The following is a 17,097-nucleotide window of genomic DNA, read 5'->3' as shown; positions in this document are numbered from 1 at the left end:
CTAAATAGAAAATATGGGACTTAAAGCGCGCTTAAGAAAAATATGGATAATTATTAATTTATATGGTAGTATACCAGTATATTTTGTCAAAATATGAAGGACTAAAGTATGAATACATAGTGATAAAGTAGTGAAAAAGTCATTTGTTCTAGATAAGAAATAAAAATGTAATGATCAAAACAATTTTTGGGATAACCATTAGGAGGATACATTAGAGGTGGAATATGTAAAGAACCGTATCATGCTTATATTATCAATGATCGTACTTATTGTTACATTGCTTGTCCACTATTTACATCGTGTCGCTAATGTTTCTGTGTATTGGATGGATGCGCATGGCAGTCACGAAGCTGTACAATTAAGCTTCATAACGAATATATTTTTGATCGTCCCGATCTTAATATTTTTGGCAACGGTTATCGTATACAAGATAGATAAAGAGCACAGAGCAATCCCTCTATTGAATACGCTTACTCTAACATTTAGTAGTATGTCTATGATTGCTGGTGGGGAAGGAATGGTGGAGTATCACTTTTCAATTTTTATGGTTGTCGCGATTCTAGGGTACTATGAACGAATCCAGCTGATTACCGTGATGTCATCTATATTTGCCGTCCAGCATGTGGCAGGTTACTTTGTATTAACGGAGTATGTCTTTGGGGCAACAAGCTACCCATTTTCGATGCTTGTGCTACACGCGCTATTTTTAATTGGAACATCAGGAGCCATCTCTTGGCAGATTGTTCACAAGAGAAAGCTTGCTGCCGTATTAAACGAAAAAGACAGAAAGCAGCAAATCATCTCTGGCATTATCGAGAAGCTTTCAACTAGCTCGGAAAAGCTAATCGATGCTTCTACTCAATTGAATAATAACTACCAAGCGAGCAAATTAGCGATTGAGGGCATGGTTTTGAATATTCAAGAAATCTCAAACAGTGCCATGACTCAAAAACGACAAACAGAAGAAAGTACGACGGCTATCGAGGAAATTGCTAAAGGGATTCAAGAAATTTCCGAAACATCGAGGTCCGTGTCTGAGGTTTCTGTACAATCGGCCGATGCTGCAAGCGAAGGCCATGTCATGATACAAAAAACAACGGAGCAAATGCAGTTAATCCATAATAAGGTGAGCGAGACCTCAGACATTAACAAACAGCTTGATGCCCGTTCTCGAGAAATAGGCGACATCGTTGATTTAATTACGCAAATCGCCTCTCAAACGAATCTACTCGCGCTGAACGCAGCCATTGAGGCAGCGAGAGCTGGTGAGCATGGAAAAGGCTTCGGTGTCGTTGCGGGTGAAGTAAGGAAGTTGGCAGAACAATCGGTTGTTTCAGCCAATAAAATTTCAGATATTATTCAGTCCATTCAGCAGGATACCAACTCATCAGTCGTTTCGATGGAACAGGTTATACAAGAAGTGAAGTCGGGACTCGAACTGGTAGTGGAAACAGGTGAACGCTTTGGAAGCATTCATGCATCGATCAATACCGTAGCGGATCAAATTCAAAAGGTATCCGCATCAGCTGGTGAGGTTTCGGCTTCAACAGAAGAAGTGGCAGCCTCCTTCCATGAGGTTGAAAGCTATGCAAAAGCCACCTCTTTTGTTACACAGGATGTCGCTACTGCATCTGAAGGTCAATTGACAACAATTACTGAATTATCTACGGTTATGACTACTCTTAATGCAATTACATTGGAGCTACAAGACCAGATTCAAAAAATTGAAGATTTAAAATAATATTAGGCGAATGATTTTATTGTTAACTAAAATCATTCGCCTTTTTTATGCTTTTCCAAAGCCGTTGCCATGCAGCTTTATTACATTAGCTTTTTAATATTAAAGTTGTCATTTAACAATACCCAGTTTTGCGGATAAGGATAGCCTAGCGCCCAGTAGCTTATTCCACGAAGATTATATCTCTTAGCGAGGTCGAATTTGGCCTGTGCACTGCGTGCATCCTCAAACCATACCTCATGAGTTCTTCCTTGCTCATCCACATAACGGAAAAACGGAGATTGAGCTAGCTCATTGTATTGGATCGTTGCCCCATATTGCACAGCTCTTCTTATCGCTTCCTGAGGGCTGAAGGTTTCCGCTTCTTGGCCTTGAACATGTGGCAGCAGCCAGTCACGAGCATAAATTTGAAAGCCTAGATAGATCTTTTCTGGCGGCATAGTTGTTAACGCATATTGTATAACCTTTTCCATCTCATTGATAGGAGAGATTGCTTGAGGAGGACCTTTTCGATAGCCCCATTCATATGTCATAAGCACTACGAAATCAGCAATTCGACCGTGCGCTTCATAATCATGTGCCGTATATAGAAGTCCACCTTGCTCGGCACTCGTTTTAGGTGCTAGAGCAGTCGACACTAGATAACCTTTAGGGTGAAGACGATCTACAGCTAATTGAAGAAATTGAGTATAGTTTTCACGATCCTCAGGTAATACATTCTCAAAATCGATATTTAGAGCACGATATCCTTTCTCATCCATCACTTGCACGATATTGTTTATTAATCGCTCTTGGAGCGCTGGATTTGACAAGACCACATTAGCTAAATTTGATCCAGCTTCGGTTGAGGTGAAGTTTGTAATAGCCAGCATAGGTACAACAGCTTGAGAGCTTGCGGCAGCAATCATTTCACTGTCATCGAAAGGCTGTAATGTTCCATCCTCCTTAATCATATAAGCGAAAGGGCTAAAATAAGTAAGCAATGATCCAATGGCATTGAGCGTATTCACTGCATCTTCACTGGATTGATACGTATAAGCGTTGACCTCAATCGTTGGCTTAGGTCTTGGAATATTCAGAGTCATTCCAGCGAAAATCATACCAGGATTCGTAATTTGATTCTCTTGTGCAAGGGCTTGAACCGTTGTGTTATAGCGCAGGGCAATGCTATACAATGATTCACCTGGTTGAATCGTATGAACGATTGGTGGAATTCGTAGATGAGTTCCTGGGTAGATCAGATTAGGATTCGTGAGCGGGTTGGCTTGCAGAAGCGATTGTAAGCTGATCCCATATTGTAAGGCAATCGACCACAAGCTTTCCCCAGATCTAACGATATGCGAAGTCGTTGGTGTTGGAATGATCAAAGATTGTCCAACTAGTAATTGATCTGGATATTGTAATCCATTTAATTGTACAACTTCATTTATGTTAACTTGATAGCTGTTAGCTATGTTCCATAGCGTGTCACCAGCCTTGACTACATAGATAAGCAATCGGGACTCCCCCTAAGCGATAAGTTGTTGCTACATGTTATGCTAAAAAACCAAAAGTGTGTATATGCCTATTGCGTTGTAGGGAGTAGGTAGAATTGGTATGTATGGTGGTGCGTAATGATGGTTCAACGATTTGTGGATATGTACTGGAGCAATTTGGTTGATAAGTATGCAATTATAGTAGAAAAACGTGCAATTGTAGTGAAAAAGTATGATGGGCATTCGATGTATACTGTAAACACCACGCAAGCTAATAACGCTTACAAACTTAATAGCTAACTATACTGAAAACGGTTAAAAAGGGGAGAGCATCATGAGAAAGTTCGGAGTCAGAGACCAAGTTGGATATGCACTCGGAGATATCGGAGGCAGTTTCGTTAACATATTCATTAGTACCTTCTTTATTGTATTCTGTACCTATGTATTAGGTGTAAGCCCTTACTTTATGGGGACAATGTTCTTAGTTGGAAAAGTATTTGATGCGATCATCACTGCGATTATGGGTATTGTCACTGACCGCTTTAGAATTGGTAAAAGCGGAGATAAATTTTTACCTTGGATCAGCTTTTCTAAATGGCTACTAGCAGCATCTTGTATATTATCCTTTATTGACGTATCTAGCTGGCAGTCTACAGCTATTCACATTTGGGTAGTTGCTGTGTATTTGTTTTTCTGTGTCGCTTATACAGCAGATGCTATACCTTATGGTTCATTAGCGTCCGTCATTACGAATGATCCTGTTGAACGTACAAAGCTATCACGTGCCCGTTCCATCGGTGGGATGATTGTAAGCGTTGGCTTTTTATCGTTTGTGCCAATGTTCATCTACGACAAAGCTGGCAATATCGTGCCAGAGGCATTCTTCTATATCGCTATTTTATTCAGTATTTTATCGCTGCTGTGCTACACAGGGCTCGTAAAATTAACGACGGAGCGCATTCGTGATGAAAAGCCTGCTGGTGCTAAGTCTGAATATGATTTCAAACAAGCATTCAAATTAGCATTCTCCAACAGACCATTGCTTGGGATGATGGTTGCCACACTCGGTTCGACTTTAATTATCGCTGGAGCTAATACGCTAGCTGCCTATGTATTTGCTGAGTATTACAACATGCCAAGCGCATTTGCGATCAATTCATTCATTAGCATGGGAATTACTTTTGCATTATTTTTAGTCATTCCAAAGCTTGTCGCGAAATTTAATAAGCGCTATTTGATTATTGCTACATCTGCATTTAGTTTAGTTGCAACAGCTTTAATGACATTTGTTACGTTTGAAAATGTATATGTATTTGCTGCATTATACAATATCGCTACTTTTGGTTCATTCGTGTTCATTATGCTCGTATGGGCATTAGTAACAGACTGTATCGATTATACTGAGTATAAAACAGGTCAGAAAATTGAAGGAACGTTATACTCACTCTATTCCTTTGGTCGTAAAGTCGGAATGGGATTGGGCGCGGCAGTGGGGAGCTACTCCTTAGGCTGGGTTGGCTTTGTGTCAGGAGCGAAATCTCAAACCCAAGAGGTTGCTGAAGGGATATTGAAAATGTTCACTGCTCTACCGGTGTTCGCATTTGTGCTTATCCTTATCGGTGTCGGATTAATCTATAACTTAAATGCAAAGAAAACGAATGAAATGTATGCCGCATTAAAGAACAGCAGAGCATCATAGAAAGATAAGCAAGATAACAAGTATAAAGTCGTGTGATTCATATCGAATCATACGGCTTTTTTATTCATAAATTGCGCTAACAGTAAGGAGAGGTTACTACGGCTCCCTACTACTTCTCTTATTTGGTAAACGCATGACAAAATCGATATAATAAATCTACATTGCAGAGCTTACATAGTTTTTTACAAAAAAGTACAGAAAAAAATGCTTGTCTTTACGAGAAAAATTTTGCTATAGTAACTAACAGACTGGTTGGTCTGGTGAAAGGAAAATGGTATGGATACAAAAACTTATATTATTGAAACGGCTACGTCACTGTTTCAGAAAAAAGGATATATGACGGTTGGACTCACCGAATTGTTGCAGGCCTGCGATATATCAAAGGGTGCATTCTATCATCATTTTCCTTTAGGAAAAGAGCAGCTGCTAATCACATGCTTAGAAGCGTTAAATGATATGATTTCACAGGATATGCAAAGTATCTTTGACACTTACGACACAACCCGCGAAGCACTATTAGCAGTGCTTGATAAGCTCATTGATGCTTATGATACGGAGGGTACGATCGTTGGCTACACCTTTACAAGCATAGTGAGTGAGATGGGCTCGTTAAGCGAAAATGTACGTATAGCCTGTGAGCGTGTGTATGAGCGTATTGAGCAAATGATCGCTCATAAGCTTGAACAGGATGGGCTAGCCGCTGATGAGATTAGGCAGCGAGCGCTGCTAATAACCGCAACGATCGAAGGTGGTATTGTGCATTCCTTAACGAAGAAGACGAGTAGGCCACTTCATATTATTTCACAGCAACTAGGTCAAATCATATAAACAGAATAGAGGTAACACATGCAAGCTCATACACAAGTGAAAAGTCCCAAATTAATGGCATTTGTTTTAATGTTTAGCTCATTTATCGGTTTGTTCGGTGAAACGGCGCTAAATATGGCATTAACGGATATTATGGATGACTTCTCGGTCTTCCCGAGCACGGCTCAGTGGTTAACAACTGCTTACCTGCTCGTATTAGCGATCCTCGTACCACTATCGTCTTACTTAGTACGTTGGTTTACGACACGTCAGCTTATCGTTAGTGCGTTAATCATATCTACGATTGGCTCATTAATGGGAGCACTATCACCTAACTTTACCGTTTTATTGTTAGGCCGTATGGTACAAGCCATCGGCACGGGAATCTTTCTTCCTTTGATGTTTAGTGTCGTTCTTTTAATTTTCCCAATTCAAAAGCGCGGTGCGGTTATGGGGATCGTTGGTCTTGTATTAACGGCAGGCCCTGCACTTGGTCCTTCGATTTCAGGTTTAATTATAAGCTCTTCGAGCTGGCACTATATTTTCTGGATTATGATCGTGCTTTATCTAGCAATCCTAGTCATTGGCTACTCTAAATTAGATAACGTATCCTCGATTACTAAGCCTAAAATTGATATTTTGTCCTTACTATGCTCTTCGATCGGATTTGGTGGTATCGTATATGCACTAGCGACAATGGCAGAGGTTTCAATTACAGAACCTAAAGTATGGGTACCATTGGTTGTAGGAATCATTGCATTGTTATTATTCGGAGTGCGACAATTGAAAATGGCTGAGCCAATGATTAATTTAACGGTATTTAAATTTCCAATGTTCTCATTAGGTATCATTATGATGTTTGCAACGATGTTTATCATCTTATCCGTTGCGATTCTTACACCACTTTATCTAAAGAGCGTACTGGCTTACACCGCAATCAGTGCTGGTCTTCTAATGCTGCCAGGTAACGTGCTGAATATCGTTATGTCACCTGTTGTAGGTACCAGCTTCGATAAGGTAGGGGCTAAGATATATACGAGAATCGGCTTTTTGCTCATTACGATTGCAGCAATCCTATTTATCTTAACGATCTCAGCAATAACACCAGTCTGGCAAATCGTTGGTTTACTATGTATTTTCTTTGTCGGTGTATCAATGACGATTATGCCTGCTCAGACGAATGCGATGAATGCACTGCCAGTTCATCTATATGCTGACGGTTCTGCTGCTTTGAACACTTTAACGCAAGTTGCGGGTGCTGCTGGTACTGCAGTAGCGATTACTGTATTTACAGCAGGACAGAAACAATATTTTGCAACAAATGGGGCTGAACAGCCGCTTGAAGCTTTAGCATATGGTGTCAACCATGCGTTTATCCCTGTGCTCATTGTTGCAATTATCGGATTAGTGACCTCGCTATTTATTAAAAATAGTCGATCTGCTCGTTAACGACACAAAAGAGCTGCCCTCTGGCAGCTCTTTTATGTATCTATTAGATTAGCGCGTAATGTGTATTTAGCATTTAAGGCTTTGCTCTTGTATCATGCATCCTTCACGGCCGGCAACCATCGTTTGGTTTCTTCCTGATTTTTTCGCGCGATATAGAGCCTCGTCGGCTTGTTGAAATAGCTCTTCCTTACTCATTCCTGGAAGCAGCTTCTGTATACCGATGCTGATCGTTACAGACTCTCCGCCTAAATGATCCAGCTTATGCTGAGCAATCGATTGCCGAAGCTGTTCAAGCTGCTCAATGACATGCTCAGTACGTTTATCGATACATACGACAGCGAACTCCTCTCCACCGTACCTTGCTACAAAGTCACTTGGGTCCATTGCAAGACTTAATTGTCTAGCGACAAACTTGATGACAACGTCTCCTACAGCATGTCCATACGTATCGTTCACCCTTTTGAAATGATCAATATCTAATATTGCGAGATGAGTCGGATACGCATAGTTGTCTGGCGTTTCGATCACCTTTACGAGATGTTCGTGAAAGGAACGATGATTGTATAAACCAGTTGCAGAATCCACTCGGTTTAATTGCTCCATCAGTTCATTTTTTGTTTGAAGATCTTGCTTTTCTTGTGTGACCTTAATAAGTTGTTCGAATAGAGCAAAGGCATGCTTACGCAAGCTGTTAATAATTAGAGCGGTCGCTGATAGAAGAGCTAGCAGCATAATCAAATTACTGGAGCTGAGTCCAGCTCTAATGCCAGGTAATGTAAACAAAATAACAGCTACAGTCAGTAAAGATTGAACTAATGCAAAAATAATTAAGCGCTTACTATAAAAGTAAAGGGATAGCAGAATTGGAATGATCAAGCTGTATATGACAATAGGTAAATTATAAAGTGAAAAAATAATGATACAGATAAACAGATTAATGCCAGTAATTAGTATATATTTTGAGTAGGGTTGCACTCTCCGAAACACCCACCCCATTGTAGCGTTTAATGCAATCATTTTTATTGCAGGCAAAGCAATGGCATTCCAAAAAAATAACGTTCGATCATAATCGGTAAAGGATAATTCGATGCTTGTACCGATCACATAAATGATAGTAATTGCCCAGCAGCTTCTTATAATATCTCTATATAGGCTTCGGGTATTCATATGTTGTAGATTCATAAAACCAGCCCACCTTCGTTGTCCGTTCTAGGAGAAGCTTTAATGTAGGGTCATAATAAATAATGCTCCATTCTAAGCTTGTAGTTTGTCTTTATTCTATCACGTAACGAACCATTTTGGTCTAGCTTATTGATGAGAATTAAACTGTTCGCTCGGGAGCATACTTTTTATTAAACACTGAAGATGAGATGAACAGCAAGTACAACATGATAAACAAACACAGCTTCGTCAACATCCCAATCTGTATTTGTTGCATCGTTACTTACTAAGTAGTCACACGATCAATGCAGTAAAACTTCGATGGAGGATTGGACGAGTGATGGAGACAAGCACAACCTATATAGGTACCAACAAATTAATAACGGGAATTGTATTCGGGGTAATCACCTTCTGGCTTTTCGCTCAGGCAATGGTCAATGTAGTTCCCGCTGTTCAGTCTGATCTAGGAATTACGTACGGAACACTCAATATTGCGATTAGTCTAACAGCGTTATTCTCTGGTCTATTTATCGTAGCGGCTGGTGGAATCGCAGATAAAATTGGACGTAAAAAAATTACGTATGTTGGATTAGTGTTAAGTGTAATTGGCTCGTTATGTCTTGTATTTGCTCAAGGAGCGACCTTGTTAATTATCGGACGTGTCATTCAAGGTATCTCTGCTGCTTGTATTATGCCAGCAACGATTGCATTGATGAAGGCTTACTTTGAAGGGAAGGAACGACAGCGTGCCCTTAGCTACTGGTCTATTGGATCTTGGGGCGGTTCAGGCGTCTGCTCATTTGCCGGAGGTGCCATCGCTACGTATTTGGGCTGGAAATGGATATTTATATTTTCGATTGTATTTGCCTTGCTTGCTATGTGGCTCATTAAAGACACGCCAGAGAGTAAAGTCGAAGGAAACGGAGCCTTCAAATTCGATTACAGTGGCTTAGCTATATTTGCCGTCACAATGATTGCCTTAAACGTAGTCATTACGTTCGGTTCAGATCTCGGTTGGACAAGTCCAATTACGATAATTTTAGCCATTGTGACAATTGTAGGAGCGATTGTTTTCTTCCGAGTCGAAAAAGGAAAAAAGATTGCGCTTATTGACTTCAACCTATTCAAAAACAAGCCTTATGCTGGTGCAACCTATTCCAACTTTTTGTTAAATGCGATCGCTGGTACACTCGTTGTTGCGAATACGTATGTTCAAATCGGTAGAGGTTTTACCGCTTTTCAATCAGGAATGCTCTCGATTGGCTACTTGATCGTTGTACTTGCCATGATCCGTGTAGGTGAGAAGATCCTGCAAAGAGTAGGCGCAAAAGCACCTATGGTATGGGGGACCATTATTACGACAGTCGGTGTTGGACTAATGGGGTTAACCTTCCTGCCTGGTTTCTCCTACACTATTGCCGTATTCGTTGGTTTTGTTCTGTTTGGGCTTGGACTCGGCATATATGCAACACCATCTACAGACACATCCGTTTCCAATTCTCCATCTGACAAAGTGGGAGAAGCTGCCGGGGTCTACAAGATGGCAAGCTCGCTAGGAAGTGCAATTGGTGTAGCGATCTCCGCTACCGTGTATAGTTCAGTGGCGGCAACAGGAAATATTGAAATGGCAGCATCCGTAGGGATTATCGTTAACGTTATTTTTGGAATTCTGTCCTTAATTTCCATTGTGATTATGGTTCCGAATGACGCAGGTAAACCAATAGAAGTAAACACAAAAAATGCATTTAGAATGCCGAAAAAGGCAACAAACTAACATTAACATAAGGCTGCTGCAAGATGTGCATAGGCAAGATCGGCTTGGTGTTTCGCCATAAAGGAGATAGTAGAACATGAAGAATGAATTGATGAGCATGCTAGAAGCGCGCAAGGATGAGATGATATCGATTCGTCGACATTTGCACGAAAATCCAGAGGTCTCATTCAAAGAAGAAAAAACGGCGCAGTATATCGCTGACTTTTATAAAGGTAAAGATGTTGAAGTTCATACGAATGTTGGTAATGGCTACGGAATTGTCGTAACGATAAAGGGTGGAAAGCCGGGGAAAACGATAGGCCTACGCGCAGATTTTGATGCGCTTCCTATTCAAGAGGAAGCAGATGTATCATTCAAATCAAAGAACGAGGGTGTCATGCATGCATGTGGTCATGATGGACACACCGCGTATCTATTAGTATTGGCGGATTGCTTAATTCAACTAAAGGATGCTATTTCAGGCACAATTAAAATCATTCACCAGCATGCAGAAGAGGTTCCGCCTGGAGGAGCGAAAAGCATTGTCGAGTCAGGCTTAATTGATGATTTGGACGCTGTTTTTGGCATCCATTTACTGCCGATGGGCCCAGCAGGAACGGTTGGATATCATGCAGGTTATTCCTTCAACGGACGGGCATACATGAAGCTTATTGTACAAGGAAGAGGAGGTCATGGATCCTCCCCTCATCTGGCGAATGATGCCATCGTCGCTGCCTCACACTTTGTTGTTGCAGCACAAACGATTATAAGCCGCAGGTTAAACCCCTTCGATATTGGTGTGATAACGATCGGATCCTTTGATGGCAAAGGTACGTTCAACGTAATCAAGGATAGTGTAGAGCTTGAAGGCGATATTCGATATATGACGAATGAAACGAAGGAGATCATTGCAAAGGAAGTTCGACGGATCGCTAAAGGAATCGAAGAGCAGTTCGATGTTACCTGTGAACTGAACTATACACCTGATTATCCACCTCTATATAATGATCCGGAGCTTACAGCTAAGGTAGCAGAGAGCTTGCGAAGCATGAATGATAAAGATATAAAAGAAGTAAAAGAATTTCCGGCCTTATCTCCTTCGGAGGACTTTGCTTATTACGCTGAAAAGTTCCCAGCCTGCTTCTTTTACATTGCATGCTCACCAAAAGGGGTGGACAAGCCTTATTTCAACCATCATCCAAAATTCGATATTGATGAGGACGCGCTGCTTGTTGCAGCTAAAGCAGTAGGTCAAGTGGTATGTGACTACTATGAGCTAAGCTGAGTGCCTGAAACTGCCATTTCCTTTCATTGACCACAACATTAACGTCAGTTTATACTAGTTGTGTTTATGTTCATATACCTGTGAGCAATACTTACCTCTCCGTTCAAACGGGGAGGTATTACTTTTTTACAGCAAGAATTACATAAAATTGAAAGTAGGTTAATGAAATGAAATGGATACGTTTGAAAAGCTTACGATCAAAAATGCTGCTCAGCTTTTCTCTAATTATTGTTTTGGTTGTTATTTTTGGCATTTATACGTTTTCGGTCATTGTAAAAAGTAACGAGGAAGCTGAAAATATATTAGAAAAAGAATTGCCGCTATTAATGGCGAATGAAGGGATGCAACTTACTATTGCAACGCGAATATCTACAGCTCGCGCTTACTTATTATATGGTGGAGACTATCGCGAACGATTTGACAGCTATACGGAAGAGGGAAAAGGCTACGAGGAAATCGCTAGAGGAATTGGTGTTTCTGAAGAGTTCAACAAGCTAATTGAACAGACGGTTGCGTGGCGAACCTACGTTACAGAGCATGTATTTAATGAGTATGAAAAAGGGAATGTGGAGTTAGCTCGAAAAAATCTAGCAGATAAAGATCCGATGATTCGCCAGCTTATAGGAGGCTATCAAGAGCTTGCAACGGAAAAGAGAGCTTCCATTATGGAAATACAGCGTACGATTGTGGAGAATGGTCAGAAAACAGCCGTTGTTGCGGTAACCTTCACAACGCTAGTTATCTTTCTAAGTATAGCAATTGCAATCGTTAGCTCAAGACTTATTACAACGCCTATCATTAAAGTTATGCATCGTATGAAGCTGATAGCTAGTGGCGATTTAACGCAGAAAGCACTTAGTACAACATCTAACGATGAAGTAGGACAGCTTGTAGATGCAACGAATCAGATGAGCAGTAGTCTACATCATCTAATAAGCGAAATAAACAGTGTATCTGGTTCGATAACATCCCAAAGTGAAGAGTTAACACAATCGGCAGCTGACATTAGTTTAGGTTCTGAACAAATTGCCAGTACGATGCAAGAGCTGGCCGTTGGCACAGAATCACAAGCCTCCAATGCAAGCCAATTAGCATCCGTTGCGGGTACATACGCAACAAGGATTCAAGAAGTGAATACAAGTAGCGGCCGTATGGAGCAATCTTCTAATGAAGTGCTTGAGATGACTCGCAAGGGAGGTCAGTACATGGAGACCTCTAGCAAGCAGATGAAAAAAATAAACCGAATTGTACGAGATGCCGTTCAGAAGGTGCAGGGCTTAGATAAAAATTCACAGGAGATTTCTGGCATAGTAGCTGTTATTCATGATATCGCTAGCCAAACCAACCTGCTTGCCTTAAATGCAGCGATAGAGGCTGCAAGAGCAGGCGAGCATGGAAGAGGCTTTGCTATCGTTGCTGATGAGGTAAGAAAGCTGTCAGAGCAGGTATCTGCTTCAATAGAGGACATCACAAAAATCGTTCAAAGTATAAAGGATGAGTCAAGTATTGTGACGGGATCATTAAAGGATGGCTATAAGGAAGTTATGCAAGGAACGATACAAATTCAATCTACGCAAGAAACCTTTTATGAGATAAGCTCAGCGGTATCAGGGATGGCAGATAACATTAGAACTACTTCAGAGAGTCTATCACTTATCGCCGCAAAAAGCGAAACCATGAATGAGTCAATCTCAGAAATTGCAGCCATCTCTGAGGAATCAGCTGCAGGGGTGGAGGAAACAAGCGCATCATCCCAGCAGATTAGCAGCTCCATTAATGAGGTATCTAATCGTTCAGCTCAGCTTGCTAAGCTGGCAGATCACCTCGATGAGTTAGTTAATCAGTTCAAGCTTTAACAGGTGCAGTGAACATAGCAATAAAAAATGCAGACCCATCGGTAGGATGTGGTCTGCATTTTTATAGTAGTTTTTTGCTACACTCTAGCAAAATGTGTATATAGCTTACCTATGCTGCCTTCTCTTGTAGAGTATATTCGAGCCCAGCTCATTCCATACAATTGCGGCAAGTATAACGGCTGTACCGATCCACTGAAGCGGGGTTACCGTTTCAGATAGGATGATGCTGGCCGAAAATATGGCGATCGGCAGCTCGATCGACGTTAATATGTTCGCGATTCCTCCTGGCACGAGAGGAGCACCAATAGCAAAGCATAGTGGAGGCAGTACAGCACCAAACAATGAAACGCCAAGCGCAGTCGTCAATAAATCTCCCTCAAGAGGAAAGATAGAAGGAATGTCACGCATAAAGAGAATAAGCACTAATATGAGTGAGCCGCTAACCATAAAGGAGCTACGTGTCCACGCATCCACCGTAACGGCAACCTTTCCACTAAAAAATATAAAGCCTGCATACGTCATTGCTGATAAAATCCCGAATACAAACCCTCTAATCGGTAGATTCTGAACATCTCCGTTCAATATATTCGAAGCGAGAAAAACCCCGATTAATATAAAGAGTATCGACAATATCGTAACTGGCGATGGTTTAACTTTACTAAACACCCATTCTAATAGGATCCCGATCCACACAAACTGGAACATTAATATAATCGATACGGAAGCGGGTAAATATTGCATGGAGCCATAATAAAATATACTAGTTAACCCAATAAAGCATCCAGTCATCATCATTTGCAGAATGCTCTTAAACGTCAGACCTTGAAAGCTAGATCGTTTAATGAGCGTGATGGACCATAGAATACATGCGGAAATCATCATCTGAACAATATTAATTTGACCAAGGGAGTAGCCATAGCTAAACCCTAATTTAGCAAAGATCGGTGTAAAACCGAAAAATGAAGCGCCGATTAGTATGAAAACAATCCCTTTGTTGAACCTCAAGATAAACCCTCCTGCTGCTAAAACTAGCTGTCCATTTAACTCGAATCCAATTAGACTATTCTACTAATAATTTCGCATTTAATAAAGGAGATGTCTTTGGAAATTTGATTACTATTACTCGGCAGTTGAAGTCCCTTGACCATTCAATAATTTCATGATATAATAAATTTTTACTGTTATATATATCCTTTCAAGTTTTAGTAGTGCTTAGCATACATAAAACGGGATATTAATATGAAAATTGATGAATTTAATATGTGAATATGCGGCTGTGGAACATATCAACTACTTGTATATGAGATAAACGTAAATTTGAATATGACAATATAAGCTTATCAAATAATAGATTTTTATGTTAATGAGGTTTATTGAACATCACGACCAATAAACTAGGGAATACGGATGTATCTAACAGATCAAGGCAGAATGGAATTGTTGAATCTTTTTTAGGTGACGGATACGCTCTCACTTGAGAGATGAATGAACAATTTGCCGTAGTACAGATCTGTAAGTGGAGCCACTATAGAGTGGTGACTGTTTCGAGAGGTAGGGCGAAACCGAAGGACTTCTTTGCCTTAACAATTGCAAAGCCATAACCATGTGTTGCCATGGTTATGGCTTTTTTTATTTTCCTTTTAAGTGGGGATAGGTAAGCACCAAGCCAAGCGCATAGAGTACGATCAAAAAGTACACAGGCAGCAGATGGATAAATGTAGTATAGCCGATATAGAAGTGTGTACCGATTCCCGCGATAAATGCAGGCAATGCACCAACAGCAAGCGTATTCCATACCCAGCGTTCTCCTTGTCTGAAGCCCCATAGGGAAAGCATAAGGACAAGCATACCTACACTAACTAAGGCACTCCCAAACCCTGCTCGATCATGTGCGATTACGGGTATAAGCTTACTGTTTATACTGTCCAGCATCTCAGGGGACATACAGAGGTAGCTAATGTCGGTAGATACAAATACACGGGAGACGCCTATCGTAGAGATAACGATGCCTCCGATTAAAATAGCAAAGCCGAGCATAACGAACATAAGCTGGCCATAATTGGCAAGCTGCCACGCTCGATCATTGTGTCCATGCTTAGAACAAGGTACAGCAAGTGCTGTCTTTCCTTCTTTATAGCTTGCATAGTAAAACGGCAATAAAATAAGCCAGAACAGCCCGTGGAGCCAATCAAAGTATCCGTAGCCTATAAATAATAGAATACCTAAAAAACCGATGATTGCGGCGCTATGAAAGGCTATCCTCGCCCAGTGCATGCCACGCCTCAGCCGGTGTCGTGCCAGCTGAATGTACAATATGCCACCAGAGATCATCGTTCCGGCAAGTGCCATCCTATCGTGTGACATAAAGGATAGAATACGCGGATTGAGTTGCAGAAGATCAGCTCTTGTTAGCCCTATAAATGCTTCATCGTAAGGAAGAATAATGCTTGTAAATGCAAAATATAAGGCAATCATTCCCCCGATGAGGATAGATAATCCGAAAAGCAGTGACCAATGCCAGCCTGCTTGCTTCGTGGAGGAGGTTACATTAGCCTCATCGTACATAAGCCTTTCGTGGATTCGCTTTGGTAAGCCGGGTCCTGCATGCACATAGCCTTCGGTTAGCATAATAAGGTCTGCACCAGCTGCAATGAGCCCATAGGCATCATCTGGTGTTGCTACACCACCTGAGGTTATAATGATCAGCTCAGGGTGTTCGGTTTTAAGCTTTTTAATCGTTGTTATGAAGTACTCCAGAGTGTGCTTCGCCTCGTGCCACGAGTGCTCTAACCTCTGCTTAGGAGGTTGTAATACGACTCCTGCCACATTACTTTGCGTAGTTAGCTGAATAAGCTCGGGAGCAATAGCTTCTTCCGCGGAGCATGCTAGTAAGACTGGGCATGCAGTCAGCTCGACATTACTGAATTCAGAGAGCTGTTGACTGGATATAATAAAAGCATCGACATAGGGTGTTAGATGCTGAGTAATCGTGCGATATTCTGTACGTGTTATATGAGGATCGATGCTTGCGATAATTGGAATATGAGATGGGAGCGCCGTCAGCTTGTTCAGGGCGTGCTTAAGTTGAAGCTTTTCTTGCTGCTGTGCATATGCGATATGGTTGTTATGAATGGTGGGAGCATTCTGCACCTGTGGCTCACGCAATACGATCGGTCCTATCTCGACAAAGCCAAAGCCAAGCTCTTGAAAAGCGGCTAAACCTGATAAGTGAGGATCTATGAGACTGCTGCTTAAACCGATCGGTGAAGGGAAATTTATATTAAATAGTTGTTTGTTCATTGGTTCAGGCGGCGACATATGGCCTAAAAAGCGAATCAGTGAGCGGCCGCCAGGAATGGTAGCTATTTGTCCCATTGCTCGAAGCAAAAAATCTCGGCTAGTTTTGGCAGGAATATAATCTAATACTCCCTTTTTCAAGGGATGATATGACCAGTCTGGCATGACAACACCTCGCTTATATGAAACCAAATGAACATGCTTGCAAAGTGCGGATTGCGTTAAGCTTTTCATTGATTGCTATACTCTTTATGATGTTACAATGAAAGAGTACGCCAAGCAACTATAATGAAGCATTTAATAGGAGACATGAAAACATATGACAGCAGACGGTAAATTAAGAAGTAATGTTCGCCCTGGCATGGACGTTGATATTGTGTTAAAGAAGGATCAACGAACAGGGGCGTTAACACGTGGTACAGTAAAGGATATTTTGACAAATTCACCGAGTCATCCACATGGCATTAAAGTGAGGCTGGAGGATGGTCAAGTAGGCAGAGTACAAGCAATTAGAAGCTAAGGAAGGAGCAAGAGAATGCTAGCTCATGATCGTCCACGAACAGAGGTATAGAATGAA

Annotated in this window: 12 protein-coding genes; 8 read left to right on the top strand and 4 right to left on the bottom strand. The window is 41.2% G+C overall.

The window, feature by feature from the left end; genetic code table 11:
* The first annotated feature begins 217 nt into the window (after positions 1-217).
* On the top strand, positions 218-1,741 hold the full coding sequence (locus M3180_RS22895; protein ID WP_251667013.1) for a methyl-accepting chemotaxis protein: 1,524 nt from the start codon (positions 218-220) through the stop codon (positions 1,739-1,741).
* 80 nt (positions 1,742-1,821) lie between these two features.
* Here the strand turns inward: M3180_RS22895 and M3180_RS08780 are convergent, their stop codons facing one another.
* The gene (locus M3180_RS08780) at positions 1,822-3,234 is read right to left on the bottom strand and encodes a LysM peptidoglycan-binding domain-containing protein (RefSeq protein ID WP_251667012.1); all 1,413 of its coding nucleotides are present in this window, start codon (positions 3,232-3,234) and stop codon (positions 1,822-1,824) included.
* 313 nt (positions 3,235-3,547) lie between these two features.
* Here M3180_RS08780 and M3180_RS08775 point away from each other — a divergent pair, with 313 nt between their 5' ends.
* The 3 genes from M3180_RS08775 (at position 3,548) to M3180_RS08765 (ending at position 7,168) form a co-directional block, all read left to right on the top strand.
* On the top strand, positions 3,548-4,912 hold the full coding sequence (locus M3180_RS08775) for an MFS transporter (protein WP_251667011.1): 1,365 nt from the start codon (positions 3,548-3,550) through the stop codon (positions 4,910-4,912).
* A gap of 276 nt (positions 4,913-5,188) precedes the next feature.
* Positions 5,189-5,740 (top strand): TetR/AcrR family transcriptional regulator, encoded by a 552-nt coding sequence (locus tag M3180_RS08770; protein WP_251667010.1) that lies wholly within the window; start codon positions 5,189-5,191, stop codon positions 5,738-5,740.
* Positions 5,741-5,758: 18 nt separating this feature from the next.
* Positions 5,759-7,168: a DHA2 family efflux MFS transporter permease subunit gene (locus M3180_RS08765; RefSeq protein WP_251667009.1), complete on the top strand. Its 1,410-nt coding sequence runs from the start codon at positions 5,759-5,761 to the stop codon at positions 7,166-7,168.
* Between the two features lie 66 nt (positions 7,169-7,234).
* Here M3180_RS08765 and M3180_RS08760 read toward each other — a convergent pair whose 3' ends face one another.
* The gene (locus M3180_RS08760; protein WP_251667008.1) at positions 7,235-8,350 is read right to left on the bottom strand and encodes a GGDEF domain-containing protein; all 1,116 of its coding nucleotides are present in this window, start codon (positions 8,348-8,350) and stop codon (positions 7,235-7,237) included.
* Positions 8,351-8,669: 319 nt separating this feature from the next.
* Between M3180_RS08760 and M3180_RS08755 the strand changes: the two genes are divergently transcribed.
* The 3 genes from M3180_RS08755 to M3180_RS08745 all read left to right on the top strand — a co-directional run bounded on the left by M3180_RS08755 (position 8,670) and on the right by M3180_RS08745 (position 13,223).
* Positions 8,670-10,103, top strand: a complete 1,434-nt coding sequence (locus tag M3180_RS08755) for an MFS transporter (RefSeq protein WP_251667088.1) — start codon at positions 8,670-8,672, stop codon at positions 10,101-10,103.
* A 76-nt stretch (positions 10,104-10,179) separates the two neighbouring features.
* Positions 10,180-11,367: an amidohydrolase gene (locus M3180_RS08750; protein ID WP_251667007.1), complete on the top strand. Its 1,188-nt coding sequence runs from the start codon at positions 10,180-10,182 to the stop codon at positions 11,365-11,367.
* Positions 11,368-11,534: 167 nt separating this feature from the next.
* Positions 11,535-13,223, top strand: a complete 1,689-nt coding sequence (locus M3180_RS08745) for a methyl-accepting chemotaxis protein (RefSeq protein ID WP_251667006.1) — start codon at positions 11,535-11,537, stop codon at positions 13,221-13,223.
* A gap of 105 nt (positions 13,224-13,328) precedes the next feature.
* Here the strand turns inward: M3180_RS08745 and M3180_RS08740 are convergent, their stop codons facing one another.
* Both M3180_RS08740 and M3180_RS08735 read right to left on the bottom strand, forming a co-directional pair.
* Complete coding sequence (locus M3180_RS08740; protein WP_251667005.1) at positions 13,329-14,228, bottom strand: EamA family transporter; 900 nt, start codon at positions 14,226-14,228, stop codon at positions 13,329-13,331.
* 624 nt (positions 14,229-14,852) lie between these two features.
* On the bottom strand, positions 14,853-16,754 hold the full coding sequence (locus M3180_RS08735) for a dihydroorotate dehydrogenase (RefSeq protein WP_251667004.1): 1,902 nt from the start codon (positions 16,752-16,754) through the stop codon (positions 14,853-14,855).
* Between the two features lie 85 nt (positions 16,755-16,839).
* On the opposite strand from M3180_RS08735, the gene M3180_RS08730 reads away from it, so the two are divergent.
* On the top strand, positions 16,840-17,040 hold the full coding sequence (locus tag M3180_RS08730; RefSeq protein ID WP_251667003.1) for a YwbE family protein: 201 nt from the start codon (positions 16,840-16,842) through the stop codon (positions 17,038-17,040).
* Positions 17,041-17,097: the final 57 nt, after the last annotated feature.

Source organism: Paenibacillus camelliae, from assembly GCF_023715345.1.
In the GTDB taxonomy this organism is placed as follows: Bacteria; Bacillota; Bacilli; order Paenibacillales; family Paenibacillaceae; genus Pristimantibacillus; species Pristimantibacillus camelliae.
This window is presented reverse-complemented; position numbering and strand designations above follow the sequence as displayed.